Annotated in this window: 11 protein-coding genes; 6 read left to right on the top strand and 5 right to left on the bottom strand. The window is 66.7% G+C overall.

Features of this window, described 5'->3' with window-relative positions; all coding sequences use genetic code 11:
* Nucleotides 1-101: 101 nt before the first annotated feature.
* Nucleotides 102-2,027, bottom strand: a complete 1,926-nt coding sequence (typA, locus tag V7053_RS13425; protein ID WP_334172777.1) for a translational GTPase TypA — start codon at nt 2,025-2,027, stop codon at nt 102-104.
* 206 nt (nt 2,028-2,233) lie between these two features.
* Nucleotides 2,234-4,039: an ABC transporter ATP-binding protein gene (locus V7053_RS13430; protein WP_334172787.1), complete on the bottom strand. Its 1,806-nt coding sequence runs from the start codon at nt 4,037-4,039 to the stop codon at nt 2,234-2,236.
* A 151-nt stretch (nt 4,040-4,190) separates the two neighbouring features.
* Between V7053_RS13430 and V7053_RS13435 the strand changes: the two genes are divergently transcribed.
* A complete protein-coding gene (locus tag V7053_RS13435) occupies nt 4,191-4,814 on the top strand; it encodes a PH domain-containing protein (RefSeq protein ID WP_334172778.1) in 624 nt (207 codons plus the stop codon).
* A 43-nt stretch (nt 4,815-4,857) separates the two neighbouring features.
* On the opposite strand, the gene V7053_RS13440 is transcribed toward V7053_RS13435, so the two are convergent.
* The 3 genes from V7053_RS13440 to V7053_RS13450 all read right to left on the bottom strand — a co-directional run bounded on the left by V7053_RS13440 (nt 4,858) and on the right by V7053_RS13450 (nt 9,611).
* Entirely contained in the window at nt 4,858-6,105 is a 1,248-nt protein-coding gene (locus tag V7053_RS13440; RefSeq protein WP_334172779.1) for an ABC transporter permease, read from the bottom strand.
* 1 nt (nt 6,106) lies between these two features.
* The gene (locus tag V7053_RS13445; RefSeq protein WP_334172780.1) at nt 6,107-7,636 is read right to left on the bottom strand and encodes an ABC transporter permease; all 1,530 of its coding nucleotides are present in this window, start codon (nt 7,634-7,636) and stop codon (nt 6,107-6,109) included.
* A gap of 187 nt (nt 7,637-7,823) precedes the next feature.
* The gene (locus tag V7053_RS13450) at nt 7,824-9,611 is read right to left on the bottom strand and encodes an ABC transporter family substrate-binding protein (RefSeq protein ID WP_334172781.1); all 1,788 of its coding nucleotides are present in this window, start codon (nt 9,609-9,611) and stop codon (nt 7,824-7,826) included.
* Between the two features lie 611 nt (nt 9,612-10,222).
* Here V7053_RS13450 and V7053_RS13455 point away from each other — a divergent pair.
* The 5 genes from V7053_RS13455 to V7053_RS13475 all read left to right on the top strand — a co-directional run.
* Nucleotides 10,223-11,221 carry a LacI family DNA-binding transcriptional regulator gene (locus V7053_RS13455; RefSeq protein WP_334172782.1) on the top strand — a complete coding sequence of 333 codons (999 nt, stop codon included), beginning with the start codon at nt 10,223-10,225 and terminating at the stop codon, nt 11,219-11,221.
* Between the two features lie 160 nt (nt 11,222-11,381).
* The gene (gene arfA, locus V7053_RS13460; RefSeq protein ID WP_334172783.1) at nt 11,382-12,902 is read left to right on the top strand and encodes an arabinosylfuranosidase ArfA; all 1,521 of its coding nucleotides are present in this window, start codon (nt 11,382-11,384) and stop codon (nt 12,900-12,902) included.
* On the top strand, nt 12,899-14,251 hold the full coding sequence (locus V7053_RS13465; RefSeq protein ID WP_334172784.1) for an extracellular solute-binding protein: 1,353 nt from the start codon (nt 12,899-12,901) through the stop codon (nt 14,249-14,251). Before arfA ends, V7053_RS13465 begins: the two co-directional genes overlap by 4 nt.
* Before the next feature lie 28 nt (nt 14,252-14,279).
* The gene (locus V7053_RS13470) at nt 14,280-15,224 is read left to right on the top strand and encodes a carbohydrate ABC transporter permease (RefSeq protein WP_334172785.1); all 945 of its coding nucleotides are present in this window, start codon (nt 14,280-14,282) and stop codon (nt 15,222-15,224) included.
* A gap of 1 nt (nt 15,225) precedes the next feature.
* A partial coding sequence (locus tag V7053_RS13475; protein WP_334172786.1) for a carbohydrate ABC transporter permease occupies nt 15,226-15,911 on the top strand: 686 nt, incomplete at its 3' end.

Here is a 15,911-nt window from a genome sequence, read left to right on the forward strand (position 1 = left end):
GTGACACACCCTGCGGACGTGACGGCGCAAGAAGGAAGCGGACGACGACGGGCGAGCACCCGCCGTCGTCCGCTCTTCACCTCTTCTCGACGGGACTTGGCTCAGGCGCGGGCGCGTGCCCGGTTCGCCTTGAGCCGCTCGTTGGCATCCAGGATGACCTTGCGGATGCGGATGTCTTCCGGGGTGATCTCGACGCACTCGTCCTCACGCGCGAACTCGAGGGACTCCTCGAGCGTGAGCGTGCGGGGCGGGGTGAGCCCCTCGAAGTTGTCCGCCGTGGAGGAACGCATGTTGGTGAGCTTCTTCTCCTTGGTGATGTTGACGTCCATGTCGTCGGCGCGCGAGTTCTCGCCCACGATCATGCCCTCATACACCTCGGACGTCGGCTGCACGAAGAACGTCCCCCGCTCCTGCAGGTTGATCATGGCGAACGGGGTCGCTACGCCGGCGCGGTCCGCCACGAGCGAGCCGTTCGTGCGGTACTCGATGTCGCCGGCCCACGGCTCGTAGCCCTCTGCAATGGAGGACGCGATGCCAGCGCCGCGCGTGTCCGTGAGGAACTTCGTGCGGAACCCGATGAGGCCACGCGACGGGACGATGAACTCCATGCGGACCCAGCCAGTGCCGTGGTTCGCCATGTTCGTCATGCGGCCCTTGCGCGCGGCAAGGAGCTGCGTGACGGCCCCGAGGTACTCCTCGGGCACGTCGATCGTCATGTGTTCGGTCGGCTCGAGCACGTGCCCGTCGACCTTCTTCGTGACAACCTGGGGCTTGCCGACCGTGAGCTCGAAGCCCTCGCGGCGCATCTGCTCCACCAAGATCGCCAGAGCCAGTTCACCGCGGCCCTGGACCTCCCATGCGTCAGGACGCTCGGTCGGGAGAACACGGATCGAGACGTTGCCGATCAGTTCCTTGTCGAGGCGGTCCTTGACCTGGCGGGCAGTCACCTTCGCACCCTTGACCCGACCGGCGAGCGGCGAGGTGTTGATGCCGATCGTCATCGAGATCGCAGGATCGTCGACCTTGATGAGCGGGAGCGGCTGCGGGTTCTCGACGTCGGTGAGCGTCTCGCCGATGGTGATGTCCTCGATGCCTGCGACGGCCACGATCTCTCCCGGGCCCGCTGACTCGGTGGGGACGCGCTCGAGCGCCTTCGTCGCGAGCAGCTCGGTGATCTTGACGGGCTTGATCGTGCCGTCGTGGCGCGCCCACGCAACCTGCTGCCCCTTGCGGAGGGTGCCGTTGTAGATGCGCAGGAGCGCGAGACGGCCGAGGAACGGCGAGGCGTCCAGGTTCGTGACGTGCGCCTGGAGGACGCCCTCGGGATCGTACGTCGGCGCCGGGATGTGCTTGACGATGGTCTCGAAGAGCGGCTCGAGATTGTCGTTGCCCGGAACGGTTCCGTCCGCGGGCTGCTCAAGCGACGCCGCGCCCATCTTCGCGGCAGCGTAGACGACGGGGACGTCGAGAACCTTGTCGAGGTCGAGGTCGGGGACCTCGTCGGCGAGGTCGGAGGCCAGACCGAGCAGGAGGTCCATGGTCTCGCTCACGACCTCGGAGATGCGCGCATCCGGTCGGTCGGTCTTGTTGACCACGAGGATGACCGGCTTGTGGGAGGCGAGCGCCTTGCGAAGCACGAAGCGGGTCTGCGGGAGCGGGCCTTCCGACGCGTCGACGAGGAGCACGACGCCGTCGACCATCGAGAGGCCGCGCTCGACCTCGCCGCCGAAGTCTGCGTGGCCCGGGGTGTCGATGACGTTGATGAGGATGCCGCCCGGCTCCCCCACCTCGGCTGCAGCCGGACCGGCGTACTGAACCGTCGTATTCTTCGCGAGGATCGTGATGCCCTTTTCACGCTCGAGATCGCCCGAGTCCATCACGCGGTCCTCGATCTCGCCGTGGGCGGCGAACGAGTTGGTCTGCTTGAGCATGGCGTCGACGAGCGTCGTCTTGCCATGGTCGACGTGGGCGACGATGGCGACGTTGCGGAGGTCAGTGCGGAAGACAGTGGACACGGTTTCAGACATACGCTTTGGGCTCGATTCGGTGGGTCGCGATGGTCCGAGGCCGGGCATCGGCACGACGCGCTGGCGGCACAACGGAACAGACCCTCGGAAGGGCCAGCCCTTCTAGTTTACGCTCTCCCCCACGCTGCCGAATCCTCGGCTCATGTCCGATGGCCCCGTCCCGCAGGTTCTGGTCTGCGGGACGGGGCCATCGAGGTGCCCGAGCGTCAGTCGATGCCGCTCGCGAGCAGGAGTTCGCGCAGCTCGCGGCGCTCACGCTGCTTCTCCGGATCGGGGAGCGGCACGGCCGCGAGGAGGCGCTGGGTGTAGGCCTCCTGCGGGTTGCGCAGGATCTGGTCCCGCGAGCCCTGCTCGACGATGCGCCCATGCTGCATGACGCAGATGTGGTCGGCCAGGACGTCGATCACCGCCAGGTCGTGGGTCACGAAGAGGGACGCGAAGCCGAGCTCCTTCTGGAGGGCCTGGAACAGCTCGAGGACCTTCGCCTGGACGGAGACGTCGAGCGCCGATGTCGGCTCGTCCGCGACCATGAGCTTCGGCTTGAGGGACAGGGCGCGGGCGATCCCGACGCGCTGCTTCTGGCCGCCCGAGAGCTCATGGGGGTAGCGGTTGCGGTAGGACCTCGGGAGCTCGACCTGATCGAGGAGCGTCTCGACGCGCTTCTGGAGGTCGGCGCCCTTGGCGACGCCCGCGAGGAACATCGGCTCGCCGATCGACTCGCCGATGGGAAGCCGGGGGTTGAGGGACGACGACGGGTCCTGGAACACCATGCCCACCGAGCGACGGATCTCGTGGAGTTCCTTCGAGTTCTTCTTGAGCCCCGAGATCTCCCGGCCGCCGACCTTGAGCGAGCCTTCCGCCACCGGAAGAAGCCCGACGGCGGCGCGTCCGATCGTCGTCTTGCCCGAACCCGACTCCCCGACGAGGCCCACGACCTGCCCCGGATACACGACGAGGCTTGCGCCCTCGACCGCGCGGAACGCCTGAACCCGGCCCTGCTTGGGGTATTCGATCGCGACGTCCCGGAGCTCGAGCACGGGGGTGCCGCGACGCTTCGCCTCGGCCTCCGCTGACTCTCGCAGCGCGGCGAGGTTCTCCTTCTCGCGCTGGGCGAGCTCCACGGCGTCGACCGCCTCGAGCTCGGTACCCGTGGCCGCTGCCAAAGCGGCCGTGATGTCCACCTCGGCCTCCTCTTCCGAGCCCTGCCCGAGGTGGGGCACGGCCGCGAGGAGCGCTTGGGTGTACTCGTGCTTCGGAGCGTGGAAGATCTCCTCGGACGTGCCGGACTCGACGATGACGCCGCGGCGCATGACGACGATGCGGTCGGCGAGGTCAGCCACGACCCCCATGTCGTGCGTGATGAGGATGACGGCGCTGTTGAGCTTGTCCTTGAGGTGACGCATGAGGTCGAGGATCTCGGCCTGAACCGTCACGTCGAGCGCGGTGGTCGGCTCGTCGGCGATGAGCAGCTTCGGATCGCACGACAGCGATTGGGCGATCATGGCGCGCTGCCGCTGGCCGCCCGAGAGCTGGTGCGGATACGACTTGAAGGCCTTCTCGGGATCCGGGAGCTCGACGAGCTCGAGCATCCGGAGAGCCCGAGACTTCGCCTCGTCCGGTGAGATCGGGTTGTGCAGGCGGATCGTCTCCACAATCTGGTTGCCGATCGTGTACACGGGGTTGAGCGCCGTCATAGGCTCCTGGAAGATCACCGCCACGTCGTTGCCTCGCACGCGCCGGATCGCCGAACGGTCCTTCCCGAGCAACTCCTGGCCGGCCAGCTTTACGCTGCCCCGCACGCGGCTGTTCGACGGGAGAAGGTCGAGAAGTGCCATGGAGCTCGCCGATTTGCCCGAGCCCGATTCGCCGACGATCGCGAGGACCTCGCCAGCCCGCACCTCGTAGTTGAGGCCGATCGCGGCGGGCACCCACTCCTTATCGACGCCGAAATCGACGCTCAGGTCCTTGACCTCCAAGACCATCTGGCCCTTGACGAGATCGGCCGCCACCATCGGGCCTTTCCTCTCGGAGCGGCGGCTCTTTCCTGCCATGCCGAGGTTCTCAGTCATCCTCTGCTCTTCCTTCCGTGCACCGTTCCCGCCGGCCCGTGGCCATCAGGTCGGAATTGGCGAATTTCAAGGGGCGATCCTGCATGATGAGGGAATGAGCGCCCTCCACCACACCGGCCCCGTCGACGTGTTCAAAGCCCGCAGCAACAAGGCGCTCGCGGCCATTCTCTGGGCGCTCGCGGCGTTCGGCTTGGTTGTGACGCTTGCCCAGTCGGGAGTCGGAGGCCTGCGGTTCGTGGCGCCACTGGCCCTCATGGCTTTCGCCGGCTGGGCACTGTTCTGGCGACCGGCCGTCGTCGTCAGCGACGCTGGGGTGGAACTGATCAACCCGCTGCGCGACGTCGGTGTGCCGTGGGAGGCGCTCGCCTTCGTCGACACGAAGTACGCCCTGACGCTGGTCACCGGCGCGGGGCGCTTCTCTGCCTGGGCGGCTCCGGCCCCGGGAGTCATGGGCGCGCGCCACGCGCGCCCCGACAACCTCGTCGGCCTCCCAGCGAGCAGCTACGGCCCCGGTCAGTCGGTTCGTCCGGGCGACCTCAGCCACACCGTCTCGGGCCAAGCCGCGCTCCTGGTTCGCCGCCGCTGGGCGGCGCTGGTGGAACGCGGCTCGATCGAAGGCGGCCTGGTCGAGGAAACGCCCGTCACACGCGGCGTAGCGTGGTGGATAGCGGCTGTCGCCGTCGTGCTCGCGGGCGCGACCTTCGCAACCCTCGCCTGACCCGGGCTCCGCCACGGCAGCCTCCCCCGCAATGGCGTTCACCTCAGGGAGCCCTGCGCTCGGAGTCCGGAGCACCACCGTGCGCCTCTTGGTCGGGAACCACGCCCCTCGCAGGATTGATGGTGCCGTCGACGTCGAGCGACGTCTCTGAAACCTCGGGCTCGGCGACCACGCCTACGGCACCGCTTCCGGTGGCGCCGGCTCCGGCCGCGGCCGGCACCGAGCTCCCGTGGCTCTGCCGAGCCTTCGCCCTCTTCGCGTTGAACTTCTTCTGCCGCGGGTCGAACGCGTCGCGGAGCCCGTCGCCGATGAAGTTGATGCTGAGGCAGATGAGCACGATGAAGAGGCCCGGCCACCAGAACAGCCACGGACGCGTCGAGAACGCCTCCTGGTTCTGCGAGATGAGCAGGCCGAGCGACGTGTCCGGCGCCTTGACGCCGACGCCGAGGTAGCTCAGCGCCGTCTCGAGCAGGATGGCGGAGGACATGAGCAGGGTGCCGTTGACGATCACCACGCCGACGGCGTTGGGCAGGATGTGCTTGAAGATGATCCGCATGTTGGACGCGCCCGAGATGCGGGCGGCGTCGACGAACTCGCGTTCGCGCAGCGAGAGGAATTCGCCGCGCACGAGGCGCGCGAGGGAGACCCAGGCGACGAACCCGAGGAAGATGCCAAGCACCACGACGCCGTTGGTCGCCGCGAACTGGGCAAACCAGGACCCGGAGTCACGTCGTCCCGCCGTCTGCGACATGACGGCGGCGAGGAGCAGCACCGGGATGATGATGATGATGTCCGTGATGCGCATGAGGATGGTCTCTACCCAGCCCCGGAAGTATCCGGAGAGCGCTCCGACAAGGACGCCGATGATGCCGGCTACGACGCCGATGATGATCATGATCGTGATCGACTGCTGGGCGCCGCGCATCGTCATGGCGAAGAGGTCGCGGCCGATCCGATCCTGCCCGAACGGGTGGTCGCCAAAGCTGAACGGGACGAGAGTCCATGTCGGCTGACCGAAGTTGACGAGGGGGGTGACCTGGTCGAACCGGTACTTCCACCAACCCGGCAACGGCCCCCAGCCCTCGGCCGAGAACGCGAGAACGAAGATTGCCGCGAAGACGATGAGACCCGCGAGTGCGCCCGAGTGGCCGAAGAAGCGCTTCCGGACGATCTGCCCGAGGCTGAGGCCTTTGGCCTCGACGACCGGTTCGATTCCGGCGGCTGGCTGCGCGGCCGCCGCATCGGCGCGGACGGTGGCCGCGAGGTCTTCTTGCTGAGACTGCTGGCTCATGTCACTTCACCCTAACGCGAGGATCGAGCGCGGAGTACACGAGGTCCGCGATGAGGTTGAACGCCAGGGCGGTGATCGCGACGCACGCGAACACACCCATCACCGGGTTCGGGTCGACGTGCGAGATCCCCTGGAGGAACATGTAGCCCATGCCCGGCACCGAGAAGACCGTCTCGGTGATGACCGCGCCGCCGATCAGCTGGCCGATGTCGAGTGCGACGACGGTCGAGATCGGGATGAGCGCGTTGCGGAAGGCATGCCGCATGACGACGGATCGCTCGCTCGCGCCCTTCGCCCGGGCGGTGCGGATGTAGTCCGTGTTCATGACCTCGAGCATCGACGAGCGGGTGTAGCGCGTGTAGCTCGCGAGCGAGATGAGGACGAGGGCGATGGTCGGCAGGATGAGGTGGGTGAAGCTGTCGAGCCCGTGCTGCCAGAAGTCGCCCTGCAGGTTCGGGGTGGCGCCGCCAATCGTGGCGATCGGACGGCCGCGGATGCTGTCGTTGTTGTAGTAAGCCGGCCAAGCCTGCATGAAGCGGTCGAGAAGCACCATGGCTCCGACGAGGAACGCTGTGATGCCACCGACCCGCATGCCTTGGCCGCGGTCGTAGCCGCCCCAGAACCAGCCCGCGGCAACGCCGACCAGAACGGTCACGACTGCGAGGATGAAGATCATGAGGCCGGTCGCCACGTCGAGCAGCGGCTGGATCGGGAAGTAGACGACCGCGCCGATCAGGACGGCGGTGAGGCCGGCGTACAGCGCGCGTCGGTTCTGAAGGCCGGCTGCGAGGACCGTGACGGCGAAGGCGAAGCCGACGCCCAGGATCAGGATGACGCCGAGTCCCAGGCCAGGGGTCGTGAACCAGTGCGTGAGGCTCGCAACGATGCACACGAGGGTGACGAACGCGAAGACGATCGCCCCATTGATGGCGCGCCGTCGGAGGGCCCCCGACGAGACGACAGCCGCGATCACACCGAGCACGATGCCGATGCCGAGCGCGATGGGCAGCGGGATCGTCGGGTTCGCGAGGAAGTTGTTGAAGTCGATCGCGCCGAATTCCTTGAGCAGGACGGCGACCCAGAAGATGGGCAGCGAGAAGAAGAGGAAGGCCATGAACGTCACGCCGTAGTCGAGGGCGCTGTACTGGCGGAGTGCGGTGACGATGCCGAGGGCGACGCCGATGAGGATCGCAAGGACGGTCGCGCCGGTCACGAGGGTGAGCGTCTGGACGAGCGCCTGGCCGAGCGCCTGGGTCACGGGCTGACCGACCAGGTTCATGCCGAGGTTGCAGTTTCCGACGACGCAGCCAGCGGCCCCGCCGAGCCACTTGAAGTAGCGGATGGGGGCCGGGGTGCCCAAGTCAAGAAGCTGCGATCTCGCCTGCATGAGCTGGGCGGCGTTGGGGGAATTACTGGCGCGCAGATCAGCAAGTGGATCTCCGGACAGCGCAGTGAGGTTGTACACCAGGAACGATGCGCCGAGGAGGATCAATGCTGCGGTGATGAGGCGCCGGACGACGTAAGTCACCATGATTGTTTGTACCTCTGGAAGTCGGCTGCCCGATAGGTGGGAGAGCAGCTCGTTAGGGGGCCTGGGGGCGATGCCCCGCGGTCGGCGGGGACCCGACGGCGGAGGCTGGTATGCCGGGTGGCGCTGAGAAGCGCCGGGACCATGGAGCTCGGTCCCGGCGCTTCGGCAGCATCAGAACTGAAGGTGCTTACGTGGTCGCCCAGTCCCAGTAGTTCCACCACACGCCGCTGCTGTTCGGCATGTACTGGACACCGGTCACGCGGTTGCTGTACGCATCCACGCCGACCGCCTGGAAGAGCGGCAGACCGTACGACGAGGCCCAGATCCGAGCATCGATCTGCTGCTCGAGGCTCACCTGCTTCGCCTGGTCCGTGGTCTGGATGAGCTGCTTCATGAGCGCATCCGCCTGCGGGTCCGAGAACTTGTTGAAGTTCGAGCCGCTGCCCGACTGGAAGATCTGCGGGACGCCGGAGACGCCGACGCCCGGGTTGATCCAGCCGAAGATCGAGGCATCGTAGGTGCCGTTGCCGAGCGCCTTGCCCCAGTCAGAGGCTCCCAGACCGCCGTCGACGACCTTGAAGCCAGCCTTTGCAGCGCTCGCCGCAATGAGCGTGTAGGCGTCAACACGGTTCGGGTTGTCCTTGTTGTACATGATCCGGACCGTGGGGGTCTTGCCGGCAAGGAGTTGCTTGGCCTTGTCGATGTTGACCGAATCGTAGGCGGACGAGCCGTTGTTCTTGACCGAATCAGCGTAGCCGGCCTGCTGCGGCACGAAGATCTGCGAGTCGAGAGGCTTCGCGTTCGGATCCATCTGGCTGATCAGCTTGGTCAGGATGTCCTGGCGCGGAACCGTGAGCATGAACGCCGTGCGGACGTTCTGGTCCGCAAAGACACCGCTGAAGTTCAGGTCGACGTGGTCGTACGAGAGCTGGTTGCCCTGATCGACCGTGACGCCCTGGAGGGCCTTGAGCTGCTGGATCGTGTCCGACGAGGCCTGCGGGGCGATGATGTCCGCCTCGCCGTTCTTGAGGGCTTGGATCTGGGCCGGCGCCGAGCCGATGTAGCGCACCACGATCTGGTCGAGGTGAGCCGCCGGGCCCCAGTTGTAGTCCTTGTTGCGGACGAGCGTCATGGACTGGTCCGGGACCATGTCCTTGACGACGTACGGGCCGTTCGAGAGGAACAGGCTCGTGTCCGTAGGCAGCGTCTTGGTATCGAAGCCGGTGTTGTAGAAGTCGGCAGCCTTCTTGAGGGTCTCGTTGACCGGCTGCGGGCTGGACGGATCGCCCTTCTTCATGCCCTTCATGAGGTCGTAGAGCGCCTTGGCGTCCGACAGGCCTGCATGCTTGGCGACAATGTGCGCCGGGATGTCGATCGTGCCGTTGTTGCCACCGATCGCCGTCTCCCAGTCGGAGTACGGCGTCGTGTACGTGAGCGTGAACGTCTTGCCGTCTGAAGAGACGTCAGGGAAGTTCGTGTTGTTGAGGCCCTGGGTCGAGGCCGCCGTCGAGAAGTAGCTCGTGCCGGTCTTGCCATCGGCGCTCGCATCGTCGAACCACCCCGAGTTTGCCGCCCAGTTGAGGGCGACGTCGTACGCGGTCACCGGGGTGCCGTCCGACCACTTGACGCCGTCGTTGATCGTGTACTTCACGGTCAGCGGGTTGTCCGAGGTCTTCTCGTACGAGCCGAACTTGTCGTTGTGCACGACCTTCAGCTTGTTGTCCACATAGTAGAAGCCCATGTGGGTCGCGTAGCTGATCTTCGAGTTGATGTCCGTATTGCCGTTAGCGGTATTCGAGTTGAACGTGTTGAACGCGTTCACCTCGACGACCGTGGCGCTCCCGCCCTGCTTGGCCGCCCCGCTACTCGACGACGACGAGGCCGCCGTTCCGCCGCCTTGGGTCGCGCAGGCGCTGAGGGCCAGGACAGCCGCAGCTGCAACCCCAACCACCTTCGAAATACGCCTGAAACGCATTCCGCCTCCTATGTTCCGTGAATTCAGTGCCGGAAGCTTCCGGCGGACGGCCCTCCCCCAGACAGGGACGTGGCGCGCCTCACATGCCCCACAGCCTACGCACAGTAACAGCGCGCTGGCTACGAAAGCGACGTTTCAGATTACGGTTGTTACCGAGCTGCAACATATCTTTCAGATTTTGTTCAGGAGTGCCCTCTGGGACCGAGGTGATTGGGAAAGCCCAATCGATCTCTCCCCGCAGTCTCGCGGCATACTCGACGGTAGGCCGGCGCGGTCAATCGCTCGGCACGCCGGTCAGGACAGGTCGCCCTCTGCTCATGAGCCGTGTGCCGGACCCGCGGCGGCCGCCCGGTCCCCGCCTCAGCCATCAGCATCAAGCGGACGGGCGGAAGGGACCTAAGGCCCGTATCCTTTCGCGTCGAGAGTCCCTAGGGTGGACGGAGGTCAAGCAAGGGCCTTTATGGGGACTGGGCCGGCGGCGTCGGAAGGGCGCGTTCGCCGGACGGAGGCATCCTTCCTCCCCAGCCGCCGCCGGCCCGCACCCCCCATCTCCCCTCTCGTGAAAGAATCGAGAGCCATGGCGCACGCCATGCTCAACATGGGAGGCGCAGATGCGGGCCACCGTCAGGGACGTCGCACGCCTCGCCGGCGTGTCCCCCAAGACGGTCTCCAACGTCGTCAACGGAACCGTCAGGGTCAGCCCGGATACCCGCGAACGGGTCGAGTCGGCCATGGCAAGCCTCGACTACGTTCCCAACCTCTCGGCTCGTGGCCTCCGCAACGGACGGTCGGGGCTCATCGCACTGGCCCTGCCGGACCTGGGCACCCTCTATTCGGCTGAACTCGTCCACGAAGTGGTAGAGGCCGCCCACCGCCACCAGCTTGCCGTCCAGCTCGAAGAGACTGGCTATGACCCCGAGCGCGAACTGCAGCTCCTCACGAAGGCTCGCGCGAACCTTGTCGACGGACTGATCCTCAACCCACTCGTACTCGACCAGAGCGCCGTGACGCCCGGGATCGTCCTGCCGCCCGCCGTGATCCTGGGCGAGGTACAGCAGAACATCGTCGACGGGGTGGGCGTGGACAGCGTGGGCGCAGCGCGAGCCGTGACGAGGATGCTCGCCGAAAGCGGACGACGGCGGATTGCCGTCCTGGGTGCGCGGCGACCCGGCGCCGCCGCCACGGCCGAAACGCGCACGCGCGGCTATCGGGAAGCGCTCGCGGAACTCGGCCTGCCGTGGGAACCGGAGCTCGAGATTGTCTGCGAGGACTGGCATTCCGCAGGGGGAGCCGCGGCGCTGTCCGCGTTCTTGGTCCAGCACGATCCCCCCGACGCCCTCTTCTGCTTCACGGACAGTCTCGCCTACGGTGCGCTCTCCGTCCTTGCCTCTGCGGGCCTCTCGGTGCCTGCGGACGTATCCGTGGCCGGATTCGACGACCTTGCCATGAGCAAGTACGCGGTTCCCGCCTTGACGAGCGTGAGCTTCAGCCGGGGCGCGATGGCCGAAGAGGCCGTGCGGCTACTGCTCGAGCAGATCGAGCACCGCGGCCGCGCTCCGCGCAGGGTCACGGTGCCCTTCTCGATCCAGCGCCGGGCCAGCACCGGCTGAATCAGGCGGGCACGGCTCGGCTGAGCCCCCCAAGCTCCCCAACACCGGTGGGACCGGTCACAGGAGACCCCTTGTCGCACCTTTTACAACGATGTAACGTGAGGCGCAGATCACACCGAAGTGGTCTCGCCCAGCGGGCGCCGCAACTGATTGGAGTCCCATGCCGTCCACCACCACTGCCCGTGGCGTGCTCGATCCGCACCAGGCACTCGCGCCCGTCTCCCGCCGCCTCTTCGGCTCCTTCGTCGAGCATCTCGGGCGCTGCGTCTATACGGGGATCTTCGAGCCAGACCATCCCAGTGCAGACGAGGAAGGCTTCCGGACAGACGTCCTGGAACTCGTCCGCGAGCTCGGAGCGACCATCGTCCGATATCCCGGCGGCAACTTCGTCTCCGGCTACCGGTGGCGCGACGGCATCGGCCCCGTTGAAGACCGGCCGGCGCGGCTGGACCTCGCGTGGCACAGCCTGGAGCCCAACAAAGTGGGCACCGACGAGTTCCTCAGCTGGTGCGCGAAGGCCGGCGTCGAGCCGATGTGGGCCGTGAACCTCGGCACTGGCGGGGTCCTCGACGCCGTCGATCTGCTCGACTACGTCAACGGTTCGGCGCCGACCGCGATGGCGGACCTTCGGCGTCGCAACGGCCACGAGGAGCCCTACGGGGTGCGCATGTGGTGCCTCGGAAACGAGATGGACGGACCGTGGCAGATCGGCCATATGGACGCCCAGACCTATGGCACCGCAGCCGTGACCGCGGCCCGCGCGATGCGGATGGTGGATCCCGGTCTCGAACTCGTCGCGTGCGGGAGCTCCGGACCCTTCATGCCGACGTTCGGCGACTGGGAGCGCACGGTGCTCGAGGCCTGCTACGACGAGGTCGACTACATCTCCCTGCACCGCTACTACGAGGAGAAGGACGGAGACCTCGCAAGCTTCCTCGCCTCCGGGGTCGACCTCGACCACTTCATCGAGGCGGTCATCGCGACCGCTGACCACGTCGGTGCCAAGCGGCGCAGCAGCAAGAGGATCTCGATCTCGGTCGACGAGTGGAACGTGTGGTACCAGTCCCGCGACGAGTCCAAGGTCCCCACAGGCGGCGAATGGCCCATCGGACCGCGCCTCCTCGAAGACAAGTACAACGTCGCCGACGCCGTCGTCGTGGGCGGCCTCATCATCTCGCTCCTCAAGCACTGCGACCGTGTCACTGCAGCCTGCCAGGCGCAGCTCGTCAACGTCATCGCCCCGATCATGGCCGAACCGGGCGGCCCCGCGTGGCGCCAGACGATCTTCCATCCCTTCGCCCAGGCTGCGCGGCTGGCCCGAGGCGTCGCGGTCCCCCTGCATCTCGACACGCCGACGCATGACACCGCGGCACACGGAACCGTTTCGAGCGTCGACGGGATCGCGACCTGGGACGACGCCTCGGACTCGGGCGCCGTCTTCCTCGTCAACAGGACGCCGGACGCGACGATCGACGTCGAAATCGACCTCGGCGCGCTCGGCGACGCTCGCGTCCGGAATGTCAGCGTGCTGACCGACGACGACCCGTACCGGCGTAACAGCGCCGAGGAACCGGGCGCCGTCGTGCCTCGCGAGGGCCTTGCAAAGGAGGAGGACCGCCTCCTCCACGTGACCTTGCCGCCCGTGTCGTGGACCGTCCTCGAGCTGGGACGCGGGCAATGAGCCCACGTCCGGAAGGCGAGCTCCGCCGTCGTACCCTCCTGCGGGGACTGTTCGCTGGAGCCGCGGCCCTCGGGGCCGCGCCCCTGCTCGCCGGATGCGACTCGCCGCTCGCGGCAGGCCTGGTCCGCACCCAGCTCGACACCTCGACCGTGACCTTCTGGAACCTCTTCGGCGGCGGCGACGGCGCGCGGCTCCAGAGCATGCTGGACACCTACACGAAGCAGCACGGTTCGAACTCGCTCACCGCGGCGACCTTCGCATGGGGCGACCCCTATTACACCAAGCTCACGCTGGCGACCGTAGGCGGCCAGCCTCCGGATGTGGCTGTCTCCCACCTGACCCGCATGCAGAACCTCGCCGAGGCAGACCTGCTCACCCCGATCACGGACGACATGCTTGCGAGTGTCGGCCTCACCGCTTCGGACTTCAATCAGAACGCGTGGGCGAACCAGAAACGCGACGGCCAGAACTTCGCCATTCCGCTCGATACGCATCCGTTCGTGCTCTTCTACAACGTGGACGTGTGTCAGAAGGCGGGACTGCTCGACGGCAGCGGCAAGCTGAAACCGATCCGCGGCGTGGACCAGTGGGAAGCTGCCCTCGACGCTGCGAAGAAGGCAACGGGTGCGCACGCTGTGGCCTCCGCGAGCGTCGGCGACTACGCCACCCCGTGGCGCTTCTTCCAGACGCTCTACTCGCAGATGGACGGAAGCACGCCCTTCCTCGGAGACAGCGGACGGAGCATCACGGTCAACCAGGACCTCGCGAGGAAGACGCTCGCGTACATCCAGCGGATGAGCACCCAGGGCTGGCTCGCTCCGATCGCCGACTACGCCGGCGCCGAGGAGCTCATGTTCACCGGCAAGGCCGCGTTCTACCTCGAAGGCGAATGGGAGCTGACGACGGCGCAGGCCGTGAAGGACCTCAAGTTCGGCATGGCGCCCTTCCCCCAGCTCTTCGACCGAAAGGCGGCTCAAGCCGACTCGCACACGTTCGTCCTGCCCAAGAAGGACCGCACCCCTGCCGAGACCCAGCTCGCGATGGGGTTCATCGCGGCGATGCTCAAGCAGAGCATGACCTGGGCGCAGGGCGGGCACATCCCGGCCTACCTGCCCACGCTCACGAGCAGCGAATACCAGAAGCTCGAGCCACAGGCGAGCTACTCGGAGGTCGCCCAGTACACGCACTACGACGCGCTCGCGTGGTACTCCGGGTCGGGATCGGTGTTCGAGAACATCGTCGGAGCGCAGATCGCGCTCGTCCAGCAGCACCTCGCCTCTCCCGACGCGGCGCTCGCGAACATCAATTCACAGCTGTCGCCGTATCTGCACGCAGCGAACCCTCTGTGACGAGCGAAATCAAGAGCGGAGATCTCCCATGACGACTATCACGACCCCCAGCCTCAGAATCCCGAGAACGGGCTCGACGAAGAGCGCAGCCGTTCGGCAGCAGCCCCGCCAGAGCCGACCTGCGTGGCTCTTCCTCGCACCGTTCGCCATCGTCTACCTCGTCTTCCTCATCGGCCCGACGCTCTACATGCTCGTGGCCAGCTTCTTCAATACGAGCTTGGTCAAGTCCGGCTTCGGCAGCTTCGCCGGGCTGGGCAACTACGCCGAGATGCTCTCGCGCCCGGACTTCTGGTCTGCCATGTGGCACACGGTGCAGTTCACCCTCTATACAACGCCGCCACTCGTGGTGCTCGGCTTCGTCATGGCCGTCCTCACGAACCGCGTGGGCCGCGGACAGTGGTTCTTCCGCCTGGCGTTCTTCGTCCCCTTCATCCTGCCGTCGGCCTCGATCGCGCTCATCTGGTCCTTCATCTTCACCCCGGACACAGGCCTCCTCAACGAGCTGCAGGCGTTCCTCGGCGTCGCGCCGACCCCCGTCCTCGCCGACCCCGCGTGGGCCATGGCCGGCGTCGCCGCGGCAACCGTCTGGTGGACGATCGGCTTCAACTTCATCCTCTACCTCGCGGCCCTCCAGGACATTCCCCGCGAGCTCTATGAGGCTGCCGCCGTGGATGGGGCCTCGCCCTGGCAGCAGATCCGCTTCATCACCATCCCCCTGCTCGGGAGGACGACGACGCTCGTAGTCCTGCTCCAGATCATCGCGAGCCTCAAGATCTTCGATCAGATCTACCTCATGACCAGCGGCGGCCCCGGACAGTCCACCGACGTCGCCCTCACGTTCATCGCCAACACGGCCTTCACGAGCGATCGCGTCGGAGCGGCTTCGGCGGCGTCGGTCCTCCTCTTCATCGTGATCCTGCTGATCGCTGCGGCGCGGCAGCTCATCACCCGAGCACAGGATGCGAGGGCCTGACATGGCGACCGTCCAGACTGCGAGAAACCGCCGTTTCATCACGTCCGCGGCCACGGCCGCGCCTACCAAGGCTCCCAACGCGAAGGAAGCCCGCGGATTCCGGTTCGCCGCCGCCGTCGTGCTCTGCCTGCTCGCCCTCCTGTGGCTCCTTCCGACAGTCTGGGCGATCAAGACGTCGTTCACGTCCAACTCCACGGCTTCCCTCGGGGCACCCGCGATCCTCGCGGACACACAGCTGACCGGGCACTCGTACTCGGTGCTGCTCGGCTCGGGCGACCTGTGGAACTGGTACCTCGCAAGCGCGATCACCTCCGGTCTGACCGTCATCCTCACGGTGGCGTTCGCCTCGATGGCCGCCTACCCCCTCTCCCGCATGCGGTTCCGGGGGCGCAAGCTCGTCTTCCTGCTCGTGGTCGCAGGCATCATGGTGCCCACCCAGGTTCTCGTCGTTCCCGTCTTCCGCGAGCTTGCCGCCATGGGCCTGCTCAACACCTATTGGTCGGTCATCCTCCCGCAGGTTCCAGCAGTCGTGGCGGTGTTCATCTTCAAGCAGTTCTTCGATGGGCTCCCCCGGGAGCTCGAGGAGGCCGCGAGGGTCGACGGCGCGAGCTACTGGCGCATCTACTGGTCGGTCATCATGCCGCTCTCGCGGCCCGTGGTCTCCGCCGTCGGAATCCTGACGTTCGT

Origin of the sequence: Sinomonas sp., from assembly GCF_036848755.1 — a bacterium.
Taxonomy (GTDB): domain Bacteria; phylum Actinomycetota; class Actinomycetes; order Actinomycetales; family Micrococcaceae; genus Sinomonas.